This window comes from Sphingomonas radiodurans (genome assembly GCF_020866845.1).
GTDB classification, from domain to species: Bacteria; Pseudomonadota; Alphaproteobacteria; order Sphingomonadales; family Sphingomonadaceae; genus Sphingomonas; species Sphingomonas radiodurans.
On the sequence record NZ_CP086594.1, the window covers coordinates 1,742,111 to 1,764,513 of the forward strand.

Genomic DNA, 22,403 nt, shown 5'->3' on the forward strand with positions numbered 1-22,403 from the left:
CCGGGGTAACGCGCAGAACCTAGACCAGCGCCCCCTGCAACAGCCGCGGCAACGCCCCGCTCTCGCCGCGGGCCTCGGCCATGAAGCGCGCCTTCAGCGGCGGGATTGAGTTAACGGCCGAGATCCCGAACCGCCGCACCGCGCTCGCCGTCCGCCCCGGAATGCCGAACAGCCGTGTCAGCGTGTCGGTCGCGGTCGCCACCAGCATCGTATCGAGGCTGCGCCAGCGCTGGTAGCGCGCGAGCAATTGCGCATCCCCCGCCTCCAGCCCGAGCCGCCGCCCCTCGACCAACACCTCCACGAGCGCCGCAACGTCACGGAAGCCCAGGTTCAGCCCCTGCCCGGCGATCGGATGAATGCCGTGCGCCGCATCGCCGACCAGCGCCAGCCGCTCGGCCGTGATCGTCGCGGCATGGTGGAAGCCGAGCGGATAGCTCGCGCGCGGGCTCGCGTCGCTCAGCGCCCCCAGAAAGCCGCCCATCCGCGCCTCCGCCTCGGCCAGGAAGCCGCGATCGCCAAGCTTCAGCAGCCCCGGCGCATGCGCCGACGAGACCGTCCACACGATCGCCGAGCGATGGCCGATCGCATCGTCGACCAGCGGCAGCAGCGCAAACGGCCCCGACGGATAGAAGATCTCGTACGCGGTATCGTCGTGCGGCCGCTCATGGTGGAACGCGCCGATGATCGCGGCGTGATCGTAGCGCCAGTTTGCGGTCGCGATCCCCGCCGCCGCACGAGTTGGCGAATTGCGCCCTTCCGCGGCGACCAGCAGCGATGCGGCAACGGTCGTCCCGTCGCTCAACGTAGCGCGCACGCCGCTCGCTGACCGCTCGACCGTCGTCGCGCGGGTCAGCGGCCGGAAGTCGACGTCGCTCGCCGCCAGCGCATCGGCCAGCGCCCGGCGCAGCGCGCGATTTTCGTACATCGTACCGAGCGTGCCATCGTCGGGATCGGGGATGAAATCGAGCGCCCCCGGCTCGAGCCCGTCGCTCACCCGGATCTGCTTGATCCCGCAGCCCTGCCCGGCCAGCCGCTCGGCCACGCCGATCGCATCGAGCATCCGATGGCTCGCACTCGCCACCGCCGAGGCGCGCCCGTCGAACCCCGGCGCCAGCGTCACCGCCGGGTCGGCTGGATCGACCACGATCGTGGTGAGGCCATGCTTGTCGAGCGCGAGGGCAAGCGTCGACCCAACGAGCCCGCCCCCCAGGATGAGTACGTCTGCGTGATCCATCGTCGGCATGTAGTAAATCTTCGCCTCCGACGCGAGGAGATTGCTTCGCAAACCGTGCCCAATGCACCACACTCGGCGCGGAACAGACCGCGACCATCTTGACGCCGGACTCGCTCAGGCAGAATACCCACAGCACAGATCCAAGACATTGCTGGGGGCGGCACGATGGCGAGCAGGGCGGCGAGCAGGACGCAACCGTCCCTGTGGCGCGAAACGGTGAAGGCAGGCGCGGTGCGCAGCGGCGCGCTGGTCACCGCGATAATGCTGTTCGCCGCGACGCTGCTGATGGCGCTCGCGCTCGCCAGCTATCGTCCCGGCGACGGCGCGCTGAACACCGCCGCGGCTGGCCCGACAGGCAATCTCATCGGCGTGCCCGGCGCATGGTTCGCCGATCTCGCGCTCACGCTGTTCGGCCCCGCGGTGGCGCTGCTGCTGCCGGTCGCGCCGATCGTCGCGTTGCGCCTGTGGCGCGAGCAGCCGGCGGGCGCGTGGCAGCGGATGTTGCGCAATGCCACATTCGGCGTCGCGCTGATGGCGATCGCACTCGGCTGCGTCTCGGACGGCGCGGTGCTCGCGCTGCCGTTCGGCTGGGGCGGCGCGATTGGGCTCGGCGGAGTCGCCGCGGCGCGCTCCGGCCTCGCTTATGCCAATGATCCGCAGATCACCTGGTGGAGCATCGTCGCGCTCGGCCTCGTCACCGGCATTGCCGGCGCGATCGTCTGGGGCCGCAGCCTCGATCTCGACATGCCACGCGGCTGGCTCGCCCGCCGCCGCGCCCGCGCCGCCTACGCCGAAGACGCGTTCGATGACGATGCCGTGCAGGACGAGCCGCTCGAACTCGTCCGCAAGCAAGTCCCGCCACGCGCCGTCGCGCTACCCGACACGCGTCCCGCCCCCGTCATCAACGATCGCGCCACTGCGCCAGTCACAGCGCCCAAGCAGCAGCAGCCACGCCAGACCAGCCTCGACCTGCGCGACGATTTCCGCCTTCCGACCCTCGACATGTTGACGCCCGCGCCGCCGGCGCTGCCCGGCGCGATCGACAAGACTGCGCTCGAACGCAACGCGCGCCTGCTTGAAACCGTGCTTGACGATTTCAACGTCAAAGGTTCGATCGTCGAAGTCCGCCCCGGTCCCGTCGTCACGATGTACGAACTCGAGCCCGCGCCCGGCATCAAGGCGACGCGCGTCATCAGCCTCGCCGACGACATCGCGCGCAACATGAGCGCGATTTCCGCGCGCGTCGCGACGATCCCCGGCCGCACCGTGATCGGCATCGAGCTGCCCAATCCAAAGCGCGAGATGGTGTCGCTGCACGAACTCATCGGCAGTCAGGCGTTCGAGGACCAGAACGCCTCGCTCCCCGTGATCCTCGGCAAGAACATCGCCGGCGATCCCGTCATCGCCGATCTCGCGCCGATGCCGCACCTGCTCGTCGCCGGCACTACCGGATCGGGCAAGTCGGTCGGGCTCAACGCGATGATCCTCTCCCTGCTGTATCGCCTCACCCCCGATCAGTGCCGCATGATCATGATCGATCCCAAGATGCTCGAACTGTCGATGTACGACGACATTCCGCATCTCCTCTCCCCCGTCGTCACCGATCCCGCGAAGGCCGTGCGCGCGCTCAAATGGGCGGTCGAGCAAATGGAGGATCGCTACCGGCAGATGTCGTCGCTCGGCGTGCGCAGCCTCTCGGGCTTCAACGACAAGCTCCGCGCAGCAAAGGCCAAGGGCACCCCGCTCGGCCGCAAGGTCCAGTCGGGCTGGGACGAGAATGGCCGCCCGGTCTACGAGGAAGAACAGCTCGATTATCAGGTGCTGCCGCAGATCGTCGTGATCGTCGACGAGCTGGCGGACTTGATGATGACCGCCGGCAAGGAAGTCGAATTCCTCATCCAGCGGCTCGCGCAAAAGGCGCGCGCCGCCGGCATCCACCTTATCATGGCAACACAACGCCCGTCGGTCGATGTCATCACCGGCGTCATCAAGGCGAACCTGCCGACGCGGATCAGCTTCCACGTCACGTCGAAGATCGATTCGCGCACCATCCTGGGCGAACAGGGCGCCGAGCAGCTGCTGGGCAAGGGCGACATGCTCTACATGCCCGGCGGCAAGGGCATCGTGCGCGTCCACGGCCCGTTCGTCAGCGACGAGGAAGTCCAGCGCGTCACCGATCACTGGCGTGCGCAGGGCCAGCCCGATTACATCTCGTCGGTCACCGAGGAGCCTGCCGAAAGCTTCGAAATGGAAGGCGCGCCGACCGGCGACGATTCCGCCGAGGACCAGCAATATCGCGCCGCGATCCAGTTAGTGTGCGGCAGCCAGAAGGCCTCGACCTCGTGGCTCCAGCGCCAGCTCCGCATCGGCTATAACTCAGCCGCCCGCCTGATCGAGCGGATGGAAAAGGACGGCATCGTCGGTCGTCCCGATCACGTCGGCCGCCGCGAAGTCCTCCGCGATACGGACGGTCAGCCAATCTAAGGAGCGCAGCTCCCTCTCCCCTCGGGGGAGAGGGCCGGGGTGAGGGCCTGTCCACGGGCGTGGGGCGCCGTTCATCAAGGCTCCCCTCCCGCTTGCGGGACGGGATCGTATCAAACCAACGCCGCAACACTATCCTCGACCAGCCGCACCAGCTCCACCTGCCCCTCCACCCGCAGCTTCGCATACACCCGCTTCGAATAATTCCGCGCCGTCTCGATCGTCAGCCCCAGCCGCGCCGCCGCCCCGACAATCGACTCCCCCGACCCGATCGCCGCCGCAAACCGCGCCTCGCTCGGCGCCAGCCCATGAAGCGCGGACAAGACCGCCGCCCGCGCCGCGAGATCGCCCCCGCCCGGCATCATCAACAGCCCCACCGCGGCGACCGCGGGCACCACGTCCGTAGCAACAGCCACTGGCGGCGGCACAAGTAACAACCCCACCGGCTCGGCGTCCCCAATCACCACCGCCGTCGCCCACGACGGCGCCAGACAAAACGCCGCGATCGTCGCCCCCGCTTCGCTCCGCCCCGCCGCAAGCCGCTCGTCAACACCTCGCCCCAGCAGTCCCGCCGCACCATCGGACAGCGCCAGAACGCGCGCATCGCGCCCCAGCGCCACCCATTCCACCGCCGCCTGCGACAGCGCGACATTCTCGACGCTCGCCCGCACGCGCTGCCGTTCCAGCGCGACCCGCGTCCGCAACGCCACCGCCAAATGCGGCGCAAGCGCCCCAAGCAACGCGCCATCCGCCGCCGAGAAGTCGGATGACCGCCGCCGAATGACGAGCCACAAGCTCACTCCGTCCGCGTCCGCACGCACCACGCGTCCAAACCCCGCCCCCGGGTCGATCCCCTCCTCCACCGGATAGACTCGCCCGCCGCGCAACCCCGCGAGCCAGTCGTCGGCCACAGGATTTGCGGTCGTGCTTGCGATCAGCGTGACCTCATCCGAGCGCACCCGGCGCGTCAGCCGCTTGCGGAACAACGCCCACGGCTGCGGTTCGCCGTGCACGCCGTCATATAGCGGGATGAGCAGGTCGGTCTCGTCGATACGCGCGATCGGCATCAGCTATCCTCCCATATGGGAGGTTCCCTGTCACGCAGCGCTTGCCATGTTCCACGTGGATCATCGGAGCGATCATGACCGCACGCACCCTCACTCATCTCGAACGGCTCGAGGCCGAATCGATTCACATCATGCGAGAGGTGGTCGCCGAGAGCGAACGCCCGGTGATGCTATATTCGGTCGGCAAGGATTCGGCCGTGATGCTGCATCTAGCGCGCAAGGCCTTCCATCCTGCCCCGCCGCCCTTCCCGCTGCTCCATGTCGACACGACGTGGAAGTTCGCCGCGATGTACGAGATGCGCGATCGCATGGCGCGCGAGAGCGGGATGGAATTGCTCGTCTACAAGAACCCCGAGGCGCAGGCACGCGGCATCAATCCGTTCGATCACGGCCCGCTCCACACTGACATGTGGAAGACCGAGGGCCTCAAACAGGCGCTCGACAAATACGGCTTCGACGTCGCCTTCGGCGGCGCGCGGCGTGACGAGGAGAAGAGCCGCGCCAAGGAGCGCGTCTTCTCGTTCCGCTCGGCGAACCACCGCTGGGATCCAAAGAACCAGCGCCCCGAGCTCTGGAACCTCTACAACGCGCGCAAATCGAAGGGCGAATCGATCCGCGTCTTCCCGATCTCGAACTGGACCGAGCTCGATATCTGGCAGTATATCCAGCTCAACGACATCCCCATCGTCCCACTCTATTTCAGCGCCGTCCGCCCGACCTATGAGCATGACGGCCAGCTTTTCATGGCCGACGACCTCGACCGGCTCGAACAGGTGATGGGCCGCAAGCCCGAGATCACCGAACGCTCGATCCGCTTCCGCACGCTCGGCTGCTTCCCGCTGACCGGCGCGGTGGAAAGCGACGCCGCGACGCTTTCCGACGTGATCCGGGAAATGCTGCTGACCACCACCAGCGAACGTCAGGGACGCGTGATCGACAAGGACGCCGGCGCGGCGAGCATGGAAAAGAAGAAGCAGGAAGGGTATTTCTGATGGCCGACGCAACTTCTCCCCTCCCGCTTGCGGGAGGGGCCGGGGGAGGGCCTGTCGCCTCCGCGACACCGCTTGAGGACACCCCCTCCCCCAACCCCTCCCGCGAGCGGGAGGGGAGCTACCAGGTCGATGCCCTCATCGCGCAGGACATCGACGCCTATCTCACCAGCCACCAGCACAAGTCGCTGCTGCGTTTCATCACCTGCGGCTCGGTCGATGACGGCAAGTCCACGCTGATTGGCCGGCTCCTCTACGATTCGAAGATGATCTTCGAAGATCAGCTCGCCGCGCTCGAAAGCGACTCAAAGAAGGTCGGCACGCAAGGCCAGGAGATCGACTTCGCGCTCCTCGTCGACGGCCTTGCCGCGGAACGCGAACAGGGCATCACGATCGACGTCGCCTATCGCTTCTTCTCGACCGAAAAGCGCAAGTTCATCGTCGCCGACACCCCAGGCCACGAACAATATACGCGCAACATGGTCACCGGCGCCTCGACCGCCGATCTCGCGGTGATCTTGATCGACGCGCGCAAGGGGGTGCTCACCCAGACGCGCCGCCACAGCTACCTCGCGCACCTCATCGGCATCCGCAATCTGGTGCTCGCGGTGAACAAGATGGATCTCGTCGGCTACGACCAGGCAACCTACGACGCGATCGTCGCGGATTATGCCGCCTTCGCCGCCTCGATCGGCATCACCGAGTTCACCGCGATCCCGATCTCAGGGTTCAAGGGCGACAACATCACCACCGCGTCGTCCAACACGCCATGGTACGCCGGCCCGACGCTGATCGCGCATCTGGAAGCGGTCGAGATCAACGCCGAGGCCGATCAGGCCAAGCCCTTCCGTCTCCCCGTCCAGTGGGTCAACCGCCCCAACCTCGACTTCCGTGGTTTTGCTGGCCTCATTGCCACCGGCACGATCAAGCCCGGCGATCCCGTCCGCATCCTCCCCTCGGGCAAGACGACCACCGTTTCCCGCATCGTCACGCTCGACGGCGATCTCGACGAAGCCGTCGCTGGCCAGTCCGTCACGCTCACCCTCGCCGACGAGGTCGATTGCTCACGCGGTGACGTGATCGCGCTCGCCAGCGCACCACCCGAAGTCGCCGACCAATTCGAAGCGACGATCGTCTGGATGGCCGAGGACGAGATGCTCCCCGGCCGCTCCTATTGGCTGAAACTCGCCACGCAGACCGCGACTGCCACGGTCGGCGCGCCGAAATACCAGATCAACGTCAACACGATGGAGCAGCTCGCCGCCAAGACGCTTGATCTCAACGCAATCGGCGTCGCGAACCTCTCCACCGACAAGCCGCTCGTGTTCGAATCCTACGCCGACAATCGCACGCTCGGTGGCTTCATCCTCGTCGACAAGCTCACCAATGCGACGGTTGCCGCGGGCATGCTGCACTTCTCGCTCCGCCGCGCGCAGAACATCCATTGGCAGGCGATGGAGATCAGCCGCGAGACGCACGCGACGCTCAAGAATCAGAAGCCCGTCGTGCTGTGGTTCACCGGGCTGTCGGGCGCAGGCAAGTCGACGATCGCCAACATCGTCGAGCGGAAGCTGGTGCGGATGAATCGCCACACCTTCCTGCTCGATGGCGATAACGTGCGCCACGGCCTCAACCGTGATCTCGGCTTCACCGATGCCGATCGCGTCGAGAACATCCGCCGCGTCGGCGAGGTGGCGCGCCTGATGACCGATGCCGGGCTCATCGTCGTCACCGCGTTCATCTCGCCCTTCCGCGCCGAGCGCGACATGGTGCGCCAGATGATGCAGCCCGGCGAGTTCATCGAGGTCCATATCGATACGACGCTCGCCGAGGCCGAGCGCCGCGACGTGAAGGGCCTCTACGCCAAGGCCCGCGCTGGCCAACTCGCGAACTTCACCGGCATCGACAGCCCGTACGAGGCCCCCGAGGATCCCGAGATCCACATCGACACCACGACGATGACGCCCGATGAAGCGGCCGACCTGATCATCCAGAGGATCATTCCATGACCAATCAGATGACGGACGCTGAACTTGCCGCGCACCTGGCCGAAGCCGCCGGCCGCATCCTGATCGAAGTGCGCGATTCGGGCGTCTTTTCCGAAAAAGCGCTCGGCAAGGCGGGCGATCAGACCGCCAACCAGTTCCTCGTCCACGCGATCCGCGAGGCCCGCCCTGACGACGGCCTGCTCTCCGAAGAGATGAAGTGCGACGGTGACCGGCTGACCAAGTCGCGCGTCTGGATCGTCGATCCCGTCGATGGCACGCGCGAATATGGCGAAAAGCGTGATGACTGGGCGGTCCATGTCGGGCTGGCAGTCGATGGCGTTGCGACAATCGGCGCGGTGGCGCTTCCCGGCACCGGCCTTGTCCTTCGCTCCGACCAACCGCAGCCCGTCCCGCCACCCGCCAATCCGCTGCGCATGCTAGTCAGCCGCAGCCGGCCCGCGAAAGAGGCGCTCGCCGTCGCCGAGCGACTCGGCGCGACGCTCGTTCCGATGGGTTCGGCTGGTGCCAAGGCGATGGCGGTCGTCCGCGGTGAGGCGGATATCTACCTACACTCCGGCGGCCAGTACGAATGGGACTCCGCCGCCCCGATCGCGGTCGCGGCTGCGTATGGCCTGCACTGCTCACGCATCGACGGCAGCCCGCTCGTCTACAATCAGGAGGACGTCTACCTCCCCGATCTGCTGATCTGCCCACAGGAATTGGCCGAACAGATCCTCGCGCTGATCAAGGAAACAACGCCCGCCTAATCTAATCCCCCTCCCGCTTGCGGGAGGGGTTAGGGGAGGGCCTGTCCCAAAGGACACCGCCCAAAATATCCCCTCCCCCGACCCCTCCCGCAAGCGGGAGGGGAGAAGATTACCCCAGATGCTCAGCGAAGAACGCGGCAGTCCGCTCGTCCGCCAGGTTCGCCGCCGCTTCGGACCGGCGATCCCCCATCTCGGTCGCGAAGCCGTGGTCCTCGCCGGCATAATCGTACAGCGTCACCTTGGGATGATCGTCGAGCCCCTCGTGCATCCGCTGCTGCGATGCCTTGTCGACGAACCCATCCTCGGTCGGGATGTGCAGTAGCACCGGGTGCGCAATCGCATGCTTCTCGCCGAGCAGCCCGTCGATCCCGACGCCATAATAGCCGACGCTGGCATCGATATCGGTGCGGCACGCGGTCATGAACGCCAGCCGCCCGCCGAGGCAATAACCCACCGCGCCGACCTTGCCCGAACCACCGAGCAGTTCGCGCGCTGCATGGATCGAGGCCTCGATATCGCGGATCCCCGCATCCTGATCGAACTGCCCGAACAGCGAGAGCCCCCGCTGCATCTCCTCGGGCACATCCGGATTCAGCGCGACGCCCGGTTCGATGCGCCAGAACAAATCCGGTGCGATCGCCAGATAGCCCTGCGCCGCCAGTCGATCGCACTTCTGGCGGATGCCCGGGTTCACCCCGAACACTTCTTGGATCACGATGATCGCCGCGGTCGGCGCACTTGCCGGATCGGCCCGATAGGCCTTGAATGTTCCCTCGCCGTTCAGCGCGGCGACGTCGATCATTTCACCCATAAGGCTCTCCTCATCCATTCCGAAGTATCTGCAATGGTTGCGGCATGGCCGCTATCACGCGCATAAGAAACGCGGGTGACGCTACCGTCGCCGGCGGTACGGCTCAAGGGAACACTGGATGAAGGTCACGATCGAAGTCGATTGCTCGCCCGAAGAAGCGCGCCGCGTGATGGGCCTGCCCGATCTCACGCCTCTCCATGATCAATATGTCGCGATGATGCAGGAAACGATGCAGAATGGCGTCCGCCCCGAACTGTTGGAAAGCATGGTGAAGAACTGGACACCAATGGGCGAGGCTGGCGCGGCCTTCTGGCGACGGCTGTTCGATGCGGGAACCAAGCCCGGCGGGTGATGCACGACACGATCTTTGCGGTCTCGAGCGGCCGCCCGCCCGCGGCAATCGCCGTCCTCCGCATCAGCGGCGCAGGCGCGGTCGCCGCGGGAGAGCAGCTCGCCGGGTCGCTTCCACCACCACGCCGCGCCGGCGTGCGGACCCTGCACGCACCCGATCGCGCAATCCTCGATCGCGCGCTGGTGCTGCACTTCCCCGCCCCCGCCACCGCGACCGGCGAGGATCTCGTCGAGCTTCACCTCCACGGCGGACGCGCCGTCGTCGCTGCGGTCGAGGCAGCGCTTGCCGCCCTCCCCGGCCTGCGCCCCGCCCTCCCCGGCGAATTCACCCGCCGCGCCCTGTCGAACGGCCGCATCGATCTCCTCCAGGCACAGGGCCTCGCCGATTTGCTTGCGGCCGAGACCGAGCAGCAGCGCAAGCAAGCGATCGACAGCGCCGAGGGGCTGGTCAGCCGAATGGTCGCCGGATGGATGGCGGACTGCGCCGGCGTTGCCGCGCTCATCGAAGCCGCGATCGACTTCGAAGACGAGGAGGACGTCGCGGCCGCAGACGACGCGCTGCTCGACCGAACCACGGAGGCGCTGGTCGCGGCGCTGGACAGCGTGCTCGCCCGCCCATCGGTCGAACGGTATGGCGAAGGCATCCGCGTCGTACTCGTCGGCCCGACCAACGCTGGTAAGTCGTCACTGTTTAATGCCTTGCTCGGCCGCGATGCCGCGATCGTGTCTGCGATCGCGGGCACGACGCGCGATCGCGTCGAAGCCAGCGTCATGCGGCGCGGGCGCATCTATACATTGGTCGATACTGCCGGACTGCGCGATGAGACGCACGATCCGATCGAGCGGATCGGCATTGATCGCGCCATTGCCGCGCGCGCTGGAGCCGACGTCATCCTCGACCTCGTCGGGCTGCCCTCCAGCGACGCCCGCTCCCTGGCGGTCTACGCGCGTGCTGACGTCCGACCACCGTCCAGCACCAGCGACATGCTCGAAACGTCCACCACGGATCTTGCCAGCATCGATCGCCTCTGGTCGGCGATCGAACAACGCGGCGATGCCGTCCTGCAGTCAGCCGACGGCCCTACCTTCCACGAGGCCCAACGCCACCTGCTCGGCAGCGCGCGGGCCGCACTATCCGCCTCGATCGGATCATCCGACTTGCTGTTGCGCGCGGAAGAGGTACGAACCGCATCGCGCTCGCTCGGCACTCTACTTGGCGTCGATGCCACCGAAGCGATGCTCGACGCGTTGTTTGCGCGTTTTTGCGTAGGGAAGTGATGTTTCACGTGGAACAATCGTTCGACGTCATCGTGATCGGTGGCGGTCACGCCGGCACCGAAGCGGCCGCTGCCGCGGCCCGGCGCGGTGCGCGTGTCGCGCTCATCAGCCACGATCCAAAGCGCATTGGCGCCATGTCATGCAACCCCTCGATCGGGGGTCTCGGCAAGGGTCACCTTGTTCGCGAGGTCGATGCCTATGACGGGTTGATGGCTCAGGCAGCCGACGCCGCCGCGCTACACCACCGTATGCTCAACCGCAGCAAGGGCCTCGCCGTCCAAGGCCCCCGCATTCAGGCAGACCGCCGCCTCTACGCTTCCGCGATCCAAAAGGCACTCGCGAGCGAAAGCCGCATCACTATCATAACGGGAGAGGCCGCCGCGCTCAGACTCGCATCCGGCAACATCGCCGGCGTCGATCTCTCTGACGGGCAGGCCATCCTGGGCCGCTCGGTCGTGCTCGCCACCGGCACGTTCCTCGGCGGCCGCATCTTCCGTGGCGAGGAGCAGCACCCCGGCGGCCGTGTCGACGAAGCCGCCGCCCTCCCCCTCGCGCGCCAACTTCGTGAGCTCGACCTCCCGATGGGCCGTCTCAAGACCGGCACACCGCCCCGCCTCGATGGCCGCACGATCGACTGGGCACGCCTAGCACCGCAGCCGTCGGACGAAGACCCGTGGACCATGTCCCCGATGACCAGAGGTCGCGCGCTCCCCCAGCTCGCCTGCGCAATTACCCGTACAACCACCGCAGCCCACGCAATCATCGCCGACAACCTCCATCGCTCCCCGCTGCAGAGCGGCGCAATCGAAGGGCAAGGCCCACGCTACTGCCCCTCGATCGAAGACAAGATCCGCCGCTTCGGTGACCGCGATGGCCACCAGATCTTCCTCGAACCCGAAGGGCTCGACGATCCAACCGTCTACCCCAACGGCATCTCGACCTCGCTCCCCGCCGATGTGCAGGATGCCTTCATCCGCACCATCGCCGGCCTCGAGCGCGCCCGCATCACCATGCACGGCTATGCCGTCGAGTACGACCACATCGATCCGCGCGCGCTCGACGCAACGCTCGCGCTCCCCACGATCCCCGGCCTGCACCTCGCCGGCCAGATCAACGGCACGACGGGTTACGAAGAGGCAGCCGCCCAGGGTCTAGTCGCTGGCGCCAACGCCGCAGCAGCCGCATGCGACCTCGCGCCGCTGCTCCCCGATCGCAGCGCCAGCTACATCGGCGTAATGATTGACGATCTCGTGCTGCAAGGCATCAGCGAGCCCTACCGCATGCTCACCGCCCGCGCCGAATACCGCCTTGCCCTGCGCGCCGACAATGCGGAGACCCGCCTCTCGGATCACGCCGAATCGCTCGGGCTGCTGAGTGAGACCCGTCGCCGCCACGTCGCCGCCCGAATGGAACAGCGCGCGCGACTACGCGGCAATCAGGACGGCGACGTTGATTCCGATATCCGCCGCGAACATGAAGAGGATGTCCGCTACGCCCCCTATCTCGCCCGTCAGGCCGCCGAAGTCACCCGTATGAAGCACGATGACCGCGTCCGGGTGGCCTCGGGCGACGCACTCGAAACGATCGCCGGCCTTTCCAACGAAATGCGCGAACGCCTCCGCGTCGCCAGCCCCCGCACGCTCGGCGAAGCCTCTCGCGTCCGCGGCGTCACACCGGCCGCACTCACCGCCTTGTGGCTTCACGCCAAGGCTCGTCGATGACCGAGGATGAAGCGCGCGAGGCAACACGCGCCATCGTCGGAGACGCAGCGCTCGCCAAGTTCGATCATTTCGCGGACCGCGTGCGCGTCGAAAGCGACCGGCAGAACCTCGTCAGCCGCCCCAGCCTCGACGCGCTGTGGCACCGCCACATGCTCGATTCGGCCCAGCTCATCCCCCTCGCCCCACCCGGAGACGGGCTCTGGATCGACGTCGGAACCGGCGCTGGCTTCCCTGGTATCGTGGTGGCGCTGGCCGCAGAGCGCCCCTTCGCGCTAGTCGAGCCCCGCCGTATGCGGGCCGACTTCCTCCGCGAAATCGTCGCAGAGCATGGCATCTCGCACCGAGTCACCATCCACCAGTCGAAGGTTGAGCGCCTCCCCCCTGCCCCGGCCGCGGTAATCTCCGCCCGCGCCGTCGCCTCGATCTCGGACCTGCTCGACGCGACGGCTCATCTCGCTAACGGCGCCACAGTCTACTTGCTCCCGAAGGGACAATCCGCCACCACTGAGCAGGACGACGCCCGCCGGCGTTTCGAAGGAATGTTCCACGTGGAACAAAGCATCACTGACCCAAACTCGGGCATCATCGTCGCCTCGAACGTGAGGAGACGCCGATGATCCGCATCGCTGTCGCCAACCAGAAGGGCGGCGTGGGCAAGACCACGTCGGCAATCAACCTCGCCACTGCGCTCGCCGCCACTGGCATGCGCGTGCTGCTGATCGATCTCGATCCGCAAGGCAACGCCTCGACCGGCCTCGGCATCACCCACGCCCAGCGTGTTTCATCGAGCTATCACGTCCTCGTCGATCAAGCACCGGTCGAGCGCGGCGTGGTTCCCAGCGGCATCCCACGACTCGATATCCTGCCAGGCACCGCCGACCTCTCCGGCGCCGAGATCGAACTGGTCGAGATGGACCAACGCACCCACAGATTGCACCGCGCACTCGATGCGGCGCCCCCGCGCTGGGACGTTGCGCTAATCGATTGCCCGCCTTCGCTCGGCCTGCTGACGATCAATGCCATGGTCGCGGCCGATTCGCTGCTCGTCCCGCTGCAATGCGAGTTTTTCGCGCTCGAAGGACTCAGCCAGCTCCTCACCACGGTCGAGCGGATTCGTGCGCGCTTCAATCCGTCGCTCGCGATCATCGGCGTTGCATTGACGATGTATGATCGCCGCAACCGCCTGACCGAGCAGGTCTCCGCCGACGTGCGCGCGGTGCTCGGCAAGGTCGTCTTCGACACCGTCATCCCGCGCAACGTCCGCCTCTCCGAAGCCCCGAGCCACGGCCTGCCGGCGCTCATCTACGATCATCGCTGCAGCGGTTCGCAAGCCTATATCGCGCTCGCGCGTGAGTTGATCGGGCGTTTGCCGCAACTCGACGAGGCCGCCGCGTGACGGACATCAAGCGCGCCCGCGGTGGTCTGGGCCGCGGCCTCAACGCTCTGCTCGGCGATATCGCGCGCGACGATGCTCCGACCGACTCCGGGACCAACACGATCACCGGCGTACGGATGATCCCGATCAGCGCCATCGCGCCGCACCCCGAACAGCCGCGCCGCCACTTCGACGAAACCGCGCTCAACGAACTCGCCGCGTCGATCGCCGAACGCGGCATCATCCAGCCGATCGTCGTCCGCCCGCACGGCCATGATTATCAGATCGTCGCCGGCGAGCGCCGCTGGCGCGCTGCGCAGCGCGCCCGCCTCCACGAAGTTCCGGTCGTCGTCCGCGACTATAGCGACGCCGAGACTCTCCAGATCGCGCTCGTCGAAAATATCCAGCGTCAGGATCTCAACGCAATCGAGGAAGCCGAGGCGTACAGCCGCCTGCTCGACGAGTTCGGCCATACGCAGGAAGTGCTCGCCAAGACGGTCCATAAGTCGCGCAGCCATGTCGCCAACTTGTTGCGATTGCTCGATCTTCCCAAGACGGTGCAGGGCCGCGTGATCGATGGAACGCTCAGCATGGGCCATGCCCGCGCGATCATCGGCGCCACCGATCCCGAGGCGCTCGCCGAGCAAGTCGTCGGCAAGGGCCTCTCCGTCCGCCAGACCGAAAAGCTGGCCCAGGCGGCCAAGCCGTCCTCCACGCGACGCGCCCCGCGGGCACCTAGTCCGACCAGCAGCGAAGGTGACGCCGACGTGGCCGCGCTTGAGCGCCAGCTTGGCGATCTGCTCGGGCTGAAGATCCGTATTAGCTACGGGGACGCTGGCGGCACACTGACGGTGGAATATTCCACGCTCGATCAGCTCGACATGATCTGCCAGCGACTGAGCGGCGAGCCGATCTGACGCGGAAGTTCTAGCAAGCCTACCGCCTACGCCGCGCCCCGCAGCCTGGTAATCAACCCCAGCATCGCCTGGCTCGCCAGCACGTCACCGGCCGTCGCCCCAGCCATCAAAGCACGCTCCGCCCGCCGCACCTCGTCAAGCGCGCGCACCAGCGCCTCAGGAGACCACCGTCGCAGAGCAGCGCCAGTCCCCGCCTCTTCCTTGAAGAACACACGATGCCGCTTCATCACGCTGCCGACATCGCCCCCCGCCGCAACCTCGCTCTTCATCTCCGCTAGCGAGGCCAGCCGCCGCGCCAGCGCGCGCAGCCATGGGATCGGCGACACCCCCGCCTCGTCCATCCGCCGCAGCGCCTCGCCTAGCGCCGCCGGCTTTGCCGCTACGACCGCCTCGATCACGTCGCCCATCTCGGTCTCGCCTAGGTCAGCCCCGACCGCGTCGAGCGCTTCCTCCTCGCACGTTGCCGGCCGCTCCGGTGCCGCATCGAGATACAGAGCCAGCTTCTCGATCTCGCGAGTCATGATTGCACGATCGCCGCCCCCGGCCTGGGCGAGCCGCCGCGCAACCCGCGCGCCGAGCCGCAACCCCAGATCGCGCGCGATCTGCGTCGCGAGCCCCTCCAGCTGCTCCACACCCGGCACGTAGCACGCCAGCGCCAGCGCGGCCGGCGAATCGAGTGCAAGCTTCGCCACCTTCGCGGTCGCCTTCAGCGATGGTGCGATCATCACCACCGGATTGCCCGCGCGCTCGCCCTCGAGCAGCGCCGAGACCGCCGCGAGGCTTTCCTCCCCCACCCCGGTCACGCGCACGTACCGGGCCGTTCCGAACAGCGAGAGCGAGGTCGCCTCATCCGCCAGCCGCGCGGGGTCACTCCGCAGCGTCGCGCCGTCCAGGTCGATCCGCTCGGCGTCAGCGCCCATCGCCCGCCCCAGCCGATCGGCAAGCGCCATCGCGCCCGCTTCGTCCGGGCCAAATAACAAATACAATCGGATATCCGCCGGCGGCCGGTCGAGCGCCGCTTTAAGCCGCGCCTCGGTCGCCTTCACGGCCGGCAGCTCATGGCGCTGGGGGCGTGCGCCCCACGGTGACCGCCACGCGCGTAACGATCTGGTCCGCCACGATGTCGGACAGCCGCTCCAAAGCGGTGCTTTCCGCCGCGATCGTGGCATATTCCGAACCGACCACGTCAATCCCGGCGTCCGATCCCGCCGTCGCGTCGAGCACGACGCCGCCCTGCCCCAGTTCGACCAGCTGATAGCGTGCGCGCAGAATCCGCCGCTCGCGCGCGACCGAATCGTCACGTCGGATCGCAAGCCCGGTGATTTCGTCGTCGAGCTTCACCTGCAAGCGATAGCGCGCCGCGCCGGACGGTGCCGCGCCGAGCCGATCGCGCAGCGCATTCGCGACCAGCCACCCCGCCTTGCCCTCGATCGGCGCAACCTCGACCTGGCCAAGCCCCGTAGCGACCGCCCCCGATCCACCACCGGCGTACAGCGGCTTCAATCCGCACCCGCCCACCAGCGCGAACGCTGGTGCCAGCACAACGAGGGTCAGCGCGCGCTTCATGCGACGATGTTCACCAGTCGGTCGGGCACCACGATCACCTTCTTCGGCACCTTGCCCTCGAGCGCGCGGACGATCTTCTCCAGCCCCAACGCCTGCGCTTCGGTGGCGTCCTTCGCCATCCCCTTGGGCAGCACGATCGTGTCCTTGAGCTTGCCGTTCACCTGCACCGCGATCGTCACTTCATCATCGACCAGCATCGCCGGATCGACCACCGGCCAAATAGCCTCGGCGATCAGCCCGGCCTGCCCCTGCGCCGCCCAGGCCTCCTCCGCGAGGTGCGGCACCATCGGCGAAACGATCCGCAGCAACGTCGCCAGCGCCTCCGTGCGATCCGCAGACGGCGCCGCCTTATCGATCGCATTGGCCAGCGTGTAGATCAGCGCGACGGCTTTGTTGAACTGCAGCCCCTCGATCGCCTCGGCGACGCCCTTGACGGTGCGGTGCGCCACCTTGCGCAACGCAATGTCCTCGCCCGCACCAGCCGCCTCGTCGCCGAGCAACCGCCACAGCCGCTGGATGAAGCGCCACGCGCCCTCGATGCCGTTCTCGCTCCACTCCAGATCGCGCTCGGGGGGCGAGTCCGACAGCATGAACCACCGCACCGCGTCCGCACCGTATTGATCGACGATCGGCTCGGGATCGATCGTGTTCTTCTTGGACTTGGACATCTTTTGGATACGACCGACTTCAATCGGCAGACCAGACTGCGTGTCGAACACGCTACCATCGACGCGAGTTATTTGATCAGGTGAACGCCACTCAACGACTTCGTAGTCGTCGGTAGACTCCCACCCAAGACTTTCGCGTTCGTTGTCAGTTGGCGGACGACGAAGGGTGTACGTCTCGTGCGTCACCATCCCCTGTGTGAACAGCCCTGCGAACGGCTCGCCCACGTCGATCAGGTCGAGATGCTGCAGCGCCCGCGTCCAGAACCGTGCGTACAGCAGGTGCAGGATCGCATGCTCCACCCCGCCGATATACTGGTTCACCGGCAGCCACTGCTCCGCCACCGCGCGATCGAACGGCCTGTCCGCCGGCTGGCTGGCGAAGCGTATGTAATACCACGATGAATCCGCGAACGTATCGAGCGTATCGGTCTCGCGCACAGCGTCCGCTCCGCACGATGGACACGCCACGAACTTCCACGTCGGATGCCGATCGAGCGGATTGCCCGGGATGGCAAAGCTCACGTCCTCGGGCAGCACCACCGGCAATTGATCGCCCGGCACCGGCACCGCGCCGCACGCGTCGCAATGGATGATCGGGATCGGCGTGCCCCAATAACGCTGCCGGCTGACGCCCCAGTCGCGCAGCCGGAACACCGTGGTTCCCTCGCCCCAGCCGCCCGCCTCGGCGCGCTGGATCACCGTGCGCTTGGCATCCTCGATGTCCATTCCGTCGAGGAAGTGCGAATTCACCAGCGTGCCTGGGCCGCTATAGGCCTCCGCTTCACCGAACGCCGCCTCGTCCTTCGCGCCATCGGACACGACACGGCGGATCGGCAGCTGGTACTTGGTGGCGAATTCGAAATCGCGCTGGTCATGCGCCGGCACGCCGAACACCGCACCCGTGCCATAGTCCATCAGCACGAAATTCGCGATGTAGACGGGCAATTCCCAGGCCGGATCAAAGGGATGCACCGCCTTCAGCCCGGTGTCGAAGCCCTTCTTCTCCTGCGTGTCGAGCTCCGCCGCAGTCGTGCCGCCGCGCTTGCACTCTTCGATGAACGCCGCCGCCGCAGGGTCGCTCGCCGCTACACCCTGCGCCAGCGGATGATCCGCCGCCACCGCGACGAAGCTCGCGCCGAAGATCGTGTCGGGCCGCGTCGTATAGACTTCGACCACGCCCTCGCCGGTGCCGGCCGCATCCGTCAGCGCAAAGCGGAACGTGAGCCCCTGGCTCTTGCCGATCCAGTTTTCCTGCATCAGCCGAACCTTGTCCGGCCAATCCTTCAGGTCGCCCAGCCCCGTCAGCAGATCGTCGGCGAATTGCGTGATCTTCAGGAACCACTGGTTCAGCTTGCGCTTCTCGACCAGCGCGCCCGACCGCCAGCCGCGCCCGTCGATCACCTGCTCGTTGGCGAGCACGGTCATGTCGACCGGATCCCAGTTCACCGCGCTCTCGCGGCGATAGACGAGCCCCGCCTCGTAGAACTTCAGGAACAGCGCCTGTTCGTGCCCGTAATATTCCGGGTCGCAGGTCGCGAATTCGCGGCTCCAGTCGAGCGCGAAGCCCAGCCGCTTCAGCTGCGCCTTCATCGTCGCGATATTCTCGCGCGTCCATCCGCCGGGATGAACGCCCTTCTCCATCGCGGCATTCTCGGCCGGCATCCCGAACGCGTCCCAGCCCATCGGGTGGAGCACTTCCATGCCGTTCATCCGGCGGTAGCGCGCCAGCACGTCGCCCATCGTGTAATTGCGCACATGCCCCATGTGGATGCGCCCCGACGGATAGGGGAACATCTCGAGCACATAGCTTTTGGGCTTGGGCGAATGATCGTCGGCGGCGAAGGTGCCGCGCTCTTCCCATGTCCGCTGCCAGCGGGCATCGGCGGCGAGCGCGTTGAAGCGTTGACCGGTACCGGAGCTCATCGGCGGCTCAGTTGACGGACATCGACGCACGCCGCAGGTCGCGCGCGCGCGTCAGGATGATATCCTCCAGCTTCTGCGTTGTCGCGGCGGTCACTGGCGACGCCACCCACTGCCCGCCACGATTCACCTCGCGCAGCGCCGCCACGCGCACCGCATCGGCGCGCAGATCCTGGTCGAGGATCGACACCGTCACCTTCATCCGCTCGCTCGGCGTCTGCGGATTGGCATACCAGTCGGTCACGATCACCCCGCCGTTCGAATCCGTCTGGACGAGCGGCATGAAGCTCAGCGTATCCAGCGTCGCGCGCCACAGATAGCTGTTCACGCCGATGGTGGTGATGCGGGAGGCGGCCAGATCGGCCTGCGGCCGGTTCTTGCCACCGCCGCAACTGGCGAGGGCAAGGGCGGCACTTACGACCAGCGCGGAACGCAACGGGCGGAACATCGGCATCGTCCTGATGAGAAAACAGTCGCGGCCAGCTCTACAGAGGCGGCCGTGTGACGGCAAGTTCGCGTGATTTTCCCATCGCCGCGCCTTGCGCTGGCCCGCTCGGCAAATCTAACGTGTGGAAACCATGCAACACTCCCGGCAAATCGCGCTGGGACGCATGGCGACGTGCGAACGAATCGTGTTACGAACGTTGCTAAGGGGCTGGAGGGATTCGTGTTCTTTGATCGTGCGCTTGTTGGTGGGTTGATCGTGGCGGTTTCCGCCGCGTCGCTCGCCGTTGCGCCCGCATTCGGAGCCTCCGAAGTCGATCGCCAGATAAAGCGCGCCGCGCCGATCCGCAGCAACGGGGGCTTTACGCCATCCGCCGCCGATCCGCGACTCGCCGCCGCCTTTGCACGCAGTGGGCTTGCCAGCAGCGATTTCCGCTTCACCCCGTCCGAAACGCGGCAGGGCAACCGCGCCGTCACCGTCGCGGTCCGCGCGCGGACGAACCGCACCGCCGAGGATGCCGGTCGCCTCGCCTCGGTCGCTGGGCCAATGGTCGGGCTGATGCCGGTCGCCTATAATCTCGGCGTATCGGTCGGCTGGAAGCGTTTCGCCGTCACGGGCGATGTCGCGCGCGTCGATCTTGCCGGCCAGCCCGGCAGCCGCGAAGTCGCCGATGTCGGCGTCAGCTATTCGCTTCCGCGCTTCACCGGCCGCGTGAACGCCGCCGCCGATCGCGCGCTGCCTGGCGCTCCCAAGGTGGCTGAGGATGCACCGAGCTACTCGCTCGACGTCGGCGGCTCCTATTCGCTCACCCGCAACGTCGATCTCACCGCCGGCGTGCGCTACAAGTCCGAACGTGAGCGTCTGGCCCGCTTGAGCGATGACCGCCGCGACAGCCAAGCGGTCTACGTCGGCACCGCCTTCCGCTTCTGACGCTTTCGCTGGCCGCTAGAGCCAAGCATCGATCGCCGCCCACCCGTCAAACCCCGGCAGCCGCGCAAACCGCCGCGCATCCATCCCCCCCAGCGCAATCCGCACCATCGGCAAGCCCCGCGCCAGCACCGCCACGCCCCGCACGCCGAGCACCGCCCCGCCAGGATGCGTCCGAGTCGCGAAGACCGGCGAAACAAACGCCGCATCCGCCCCCGCCCGCCGCGCCGCCCTGGCTTCGCGCGCATCATGCACCGGCCACGTCACCAGCCCCCGCCCGCGCACGCCATGCGTCCCCATCTCGCCGCGCATCGGCACCGCACCCGCGCGCACCAGTACCAGCCCGCGTCGCCGCGCGATCGCCAACAGCCGCGCAAACAGCCGCCGCCGCTCCACCGCGGGCGTCGCGTGATGCCGAAACACGATCCCCGCCCCTCGCGGCAGCCGCCGCACCGCGCGCCACAACGCGTCGCCCACCCGCTCGTCGGTCATCAGCCATAGTACAGGCACAGGGTAGCGGCGGCGCATCGCCCCCCGTATAGCCCGCGCGATGCAAGCCGACGACCGTCTCGCCGCGATCCGCGGCCGCATTGCGCACGCCGCCAAGCTCGCCCGCCGCGAGGCCGCCGACGTGACGCTGATCGCCGTATCCAAGACTCACCCGGCCGAGACGATCGAGCCGCTCCTCGCCGCCGGCCATCGCGTGTTCGGCGAGAATCGCGTCGCCGAAACGCAGGAAAAGTGGCCAGCGCTGCGCGAAGCCTATCCCGACGCGCAGATCCACCTGATCGGCCAGCTCCAGTCCAACAAAGCCGCCGAGGCCGTCGCGCTGGCCGACGCGATCCACGCCGTGGACCGCCTCTCGCTCGTCACCGCGCTCGCCAAGGCGATGGACGCGCAAGCCAGGCGCCCTGCCTGCTTCGTCCAGGTCAATATCGGCGCCGAGCCGCAAAAGGGTGGCTGCGCGATCGACGATCTCCCGTCCCTCCTCGCCGAGGCACGCGCCGCAAACCTGCCGATCGCCGGTCTGATGTGCCTGCCCCCCGCCGGGATCGAGGCAGCGCCATATTTTGCACTGCTGGGCAAGCTCGCCCGCGACCACGGCCTTACTGGCCTCAGCATGGGCATGTCCGACGATTTCGAAACCGCCGTGATGATCGGCGCCACCCACGTGCGGATCGGCTCCGCCTTGTTCGGATCACGCGCATGAAGTTCGATGCTTTGCTGTTCGACTTCGATGGCGTGCTGATCGAGAGCGAATATCTCGGCAACCAGCACATCGCCGATTTCCTCACCCGCGCTGGTCATCCGACGACCACCGAAGAATCGATGGCCAATTTCATGGGCTATTCGGGCCGTGACTTTATCACCCGCCTCGAGTCGTGGATCGGCCGACCGCTGCCTGACGAGTGGAACACCGAACGGCTGGCCGAGAACGATCGCCTCCTCGCCGAAGGCATCGCGGAAGTCGCCGGCGCGGTCGCCTTCGTCCGCTCGCTGCCCGCGGATCTGCCCAAGGCGGTCGTCTCGTCCAGCTCGACCCACTGGATCAGTACGCACCTCGACCACCTCGACCTCGCCGACGTGTTCGGCACGCACATCTATTCCGGCGCCGAACACGTCACCCGCGGCAAGCCAGCGCCCGATCTGTACCTCTACGGCGCCGCCCAGCTCGGCATCCCGATCGACCGCTGCGCAATCCTCGAGGATTCCCCCGTCGGCGCAACCGGCGCAGTGGCAAGCGGCGGACACGTCATCGGCCTGTGCGCCGGCCAACATTGCGCCCCCGGCCACGACGCGAGGCTGCGCGCCATCGGCGTGAAGGAGATCGCCCACGATTTCGATGACGTACGCCGGATGCTCGGACTTTAGCCTCACGTCATGCCGGGCTTGTCCCG

The 22,403-nt window shown here is 67.1% G+C and carries 21 protein-coding genes; 13 read left to right on the forward strand and 8 right to left on the reverse strand.

Going from position 1 to position 22,403, the window contains the following annotated elements; translation table 11 throughout:
* Positions 1-19 precede the first annotated feature (19 nt).
* Positions 20-1,234 carry an FAD-dependent monooxygenase gene (locus LLW23_RS08385; RefSeq protein WP_228948513.1) on the reverse strand — a complete coding sequence of 405 codons (1,215 nt, stop codon included), beginning with the start codon at positions 1,232-1,234 and terminating at the stop codon, positions 20-22.
* A gap of 165 nt (positions 1,235-1,399) precedes the next feature.
* Between LLW23_RS08385 and LLW23_RS08390 the strand changes: the two genes are divergently transcribed.
* A complete protein-coding gene (locus LLW23_RS08390; protein WP_228948336.1) occupies positions 1,400-3,718 on the forward strand; it encodes an FtsK/SpoIIIE family DNA translocase in 2,319 nt (772 codons plus the stop codon).
* A gap of 110 nt (positions 3,719-3,828) precedes the next feature.
* On the opposite strand, the gene LLW23_RS08395 is transcribed toward LLW23_RS08390, so the two are convergent.
* Positions 3,829-4,782 (reverse strand): helix-turn-helix transcriptional regulator, encoded by a 954-nt coding sequence (locus LLW23_RS08395; protein WP_228948337.1) that lies wholly within the window; start codon positions 4,780-4,782, stop codon positions 3,829-3,831.
* A gap of 74 nt (positions 4,783-4,856) precedes the next feature.
* Here LLW23_RS08395 and cysD point away from each other — a divergent pair, with 74 nt between their 5' ends.
* Genes cysD through LLW23_RS08410 form a run of 3 tightly spaced genes read left to right on the forward strand, consistent with a single transcriptional unit; the run spans position 4,857 to position 8,526 of the window.
* Complete coding sequence (gene cysD / locus LLW23_RS08400; RefSeq protein WP_408642030.1) at positions 4,857-5,774, forward strand: sulfate adenylyltransferase subunit CysD; 918 nt, start codon at positions 4,857-4,859, stop codon at positions 5,772-5,774.
* Entirely contained in the window at positions 5,774-7,780 is a 2,007-nt protein-coding gene (gene cysN / locus LLW23_RS08405) for a sulfate adenylyltransferase subunit CysN (protein WP_228948338.1), read from the forward strand. Before cysD ends, cysN begins: the two co-directional genes overlap by 1 nt.
* Positions 7,777-8,526 carry a 3'(2'),5'-bisphosphate nucleotidase CysQ gene (locus LLW23_RS08410; RefSeq protein WP_228948339.1) on the forward strand — a complete coding sequence of 250 codons (750 nt, stop codon included), beginning with the start codon at positions 7,777-7,779 and terminating at the stop codon, positions 8,524-8,526. The genes cysN and LLW23_RS08410 overlap by 4 nt, the downstream gene beginning before the upstream one ends.
* A 109-nt stretch (positions 8,527-8,635) precedes the next feature.
* On the opposite strand, the gene LLW23_RS08415 is transcribed toward LLW23_RS08410, so the two are convergent.
* Entirely contained in the window at positions 8,636-9,337 is a 702-nt protein-coding gene (locus LLW23_RS08415) for a dienelactone hydrolase family protein (protein ID WP_228948340.1), read from the reverse strand.
* A 118-nt stretch (positions 9,338-9,455) separates the two neighbouring features.
* Here LLW23_RS08415 and LLW23_RS08420 point away from each other — a divergent pair, with 118 nt between their 5' ends.
* The 6 genes from LLW23_RS08420 to LLW23_RS08445 are packed head-to-tail and all read left to right on the forward strand — an operon-like array spanning position 9,456 to position 14,979.
* Positions 9,456-9,689 carry a DUF6489 family protein gene (locus tag LLW23_RS08420; RefSeq protein WP_228948341.1) on the forward strand — a complete coding sequence of 78 codons (234 nt, stop codon included), beginning with the start codon at positions 9,456-9,458 and terminating at the stop codon, positions 9,687-9,689.
* A complete protein-coding gene (gene mnmE / locus LLW23_RS08425; RefSeq protein WP_228948342.1) occupies positions 9,689-10,966 on the forward strand; it encodes a tRNA uridine-5-carboxymethylaminomethyl(34) synthesis GTPase MnmE in 1,278 nt (425 codons plus the stop codon). Before LLW23_RS08420 ends, mnmE begins: the two co-directional genes overlap by 1 nt.
* Complete coding sequence (gene mnmG, locus LLW23_RS08430; RefSeq protein WP_228948343.1) at positions 10,966-12,687, forward strand: tRNA uridine-5-carboxymethylaminomethyl(34) synthesis enzyme MnmG; 1,722 nt, start codon at positions 10,966-10,968, stop codon at positions 12,685-12,687. The genes mnmE and mnmG overlap by 1 nt, the downstream gene beginning before the upstream one ends.
* A complete protein-coding gene (locus LLW23_RS08435) occupies positions 12,684-13,304 on the forward strand; it encodes a 16S rRNA (guanine(527)-N(7))-methyltransferase RsmG (RefSeq protein ID WP_228948344.1) in 621 nt (206 codons plus the stop codon). The genes mnmG and LLW23_RS08435 overlap by 4 nt, the downstream gene beginning before the upstream one ends.
* Positions 13,301-14,083, forward strand: a complete 783-nt coding sequence (locus tag LLW23_RS08440; RefSeq protein WP_228948345.1) for a ParA family protein — start codon at positions 13,301-13,303, stop codon at positions 14,081-14,083. Before LLW23_RS08435 ends, LLW23_RS08440 begins: the two co-directional genes overlap by 4 nt.
* The gene (locus LLW23_RS08445; protein WP_228948346.1) at positions 14,080-14,979 is read left to right on the forward strand and encodes a ParB/RepB/Spo0J family partition protein; all 900 of its coding nucleotides are present in this window, start codon (positions 14,080-14,082) and stop codon (positions 14,977-14,979) included. Before LLW23_RS08440 ends, LLW23_RS08445 begins: the two co-directional genes overlap by 4 nt.
* A gap of 26 nt (positions 14,980-15,005) precedes the next feature.
* Here the strand turns inward: LLW23_RS08445 and holA are convergent, their stop codons facing one another.
* Genes holA through LLW23_RS08465 form a run of 4 tightly spaced genes read right to left on the reverse strand, consistent with a single transcriptional unit; the run spans position 15,006 to position 19,581 of the window.
* On the reverse strand, positions 15,006-16,025 hold the full coding sequence (gene holA, locus LLW23_RS08450) for a DNA polymerase III subunit delta (RefSeq protein ID WP_228948347.1): 1,020 nt from the start codon (positions 16,023-16,025) through the stop codon (positions 15,006-15,008).
* Between the two features lie 10 nt (positions 16,026-16,035).
* Positions 16,036-16,545 carry an LPS assembly lipoprotein LptE gene (lptE, locus tag LLW23_RS08455; RefSeq protein ID WP_228948348.1) on the reverse strand — a complete coding sequence of 170 codons (510 nt, stop codon included), beginning with the start codon at positions 16,543-16,545 and terminating at the stop codon, positions 16,036-16,038.
* Positions 16,542-19,136: a leucine--tRNA ligase gene (leuS, locus tag LLW23_RS08460; protein WP_228948349.1), complete on the reverse strand. Its 2,595-nt coding sequence runs from the start codon at positions 19,134-19,136 to the stop codon at positions 16,542-16,544. The genes lptE and leuS overlap by 4 nt, the downstream gene beginning before the upstream one ends.
* A gap of 7 nt (positions 19,137-19,143) precedes the next feature.
* Positions 19,144-19,581: a DUF3576 domain-containing protein gene (locus tag LLW23_RS08465; RefSeq protein ID WP_228948350.1), complete on the reverse strand. Its 438-nt coding sequence runs from the start codon at positions 19,579-19,581 to the stop codon at positions 19,144-19,146.
* Between the two features lie 219 nt (positions 19,582-19,800).
* Between LLW23_RS08465 and LLW23_RS08470 the strand changes: the two genes are divergently transcribed.
* The gene (locus LLW23_RS08470; protein ID WP_228948351.1) at positions 19,801-20,508 is read left to right on the forward strand and encodes a porin; all 708 of its coding nucleotides are present in this window, start codon (positions 19,801-19,803) and stop codon (positions 20,506-20,508) included.
* Positions 20,509-20,523: 15 nt separating this feature from the next.
* Here LLW23_RS08470 and LLW23_RS08475 read toward each other — a convergent pair whose 3' ends face one another.
* Entirely contained in the window at positions 20,524-20,997 is a 474-nt protein-coding gene (locus LLW23_RS08475; RefSeq protein WP_228948352.1) for a thiamine phosphate synthase, read from the reverse strand.
* Positions 20,998-21,055: 58 nt separating this feature from the next.
* Between LLW23_RS08475 and LLW23_RS08480 the strand changes: the two genes are divergently transcribed.
* Entirely contained in the window at positions 21,056-21,715 is a 660-nt protein-coding gene (locus LLW23_RS08480; protein WP_228948353.1) for a YggS family pyridoxal phosphate-dependent enzyme, read from the forward strand.
* A complete protein-coding gene (locus tag LLW23_RS08485; RefSeq protein WP_228948354.1) occupies positions 21,712-22,377 on the forward strand; it encodes an HAD family hydrolase in 666 nt (221 codons plus the stop codon). Before LLW23_RS08480 ends, LLW23_RS08485 begins: the two co-directional genes overlap by 4 nt.
* Positions 22,378-22,403 lie beyond the last annotated feature (26 nt).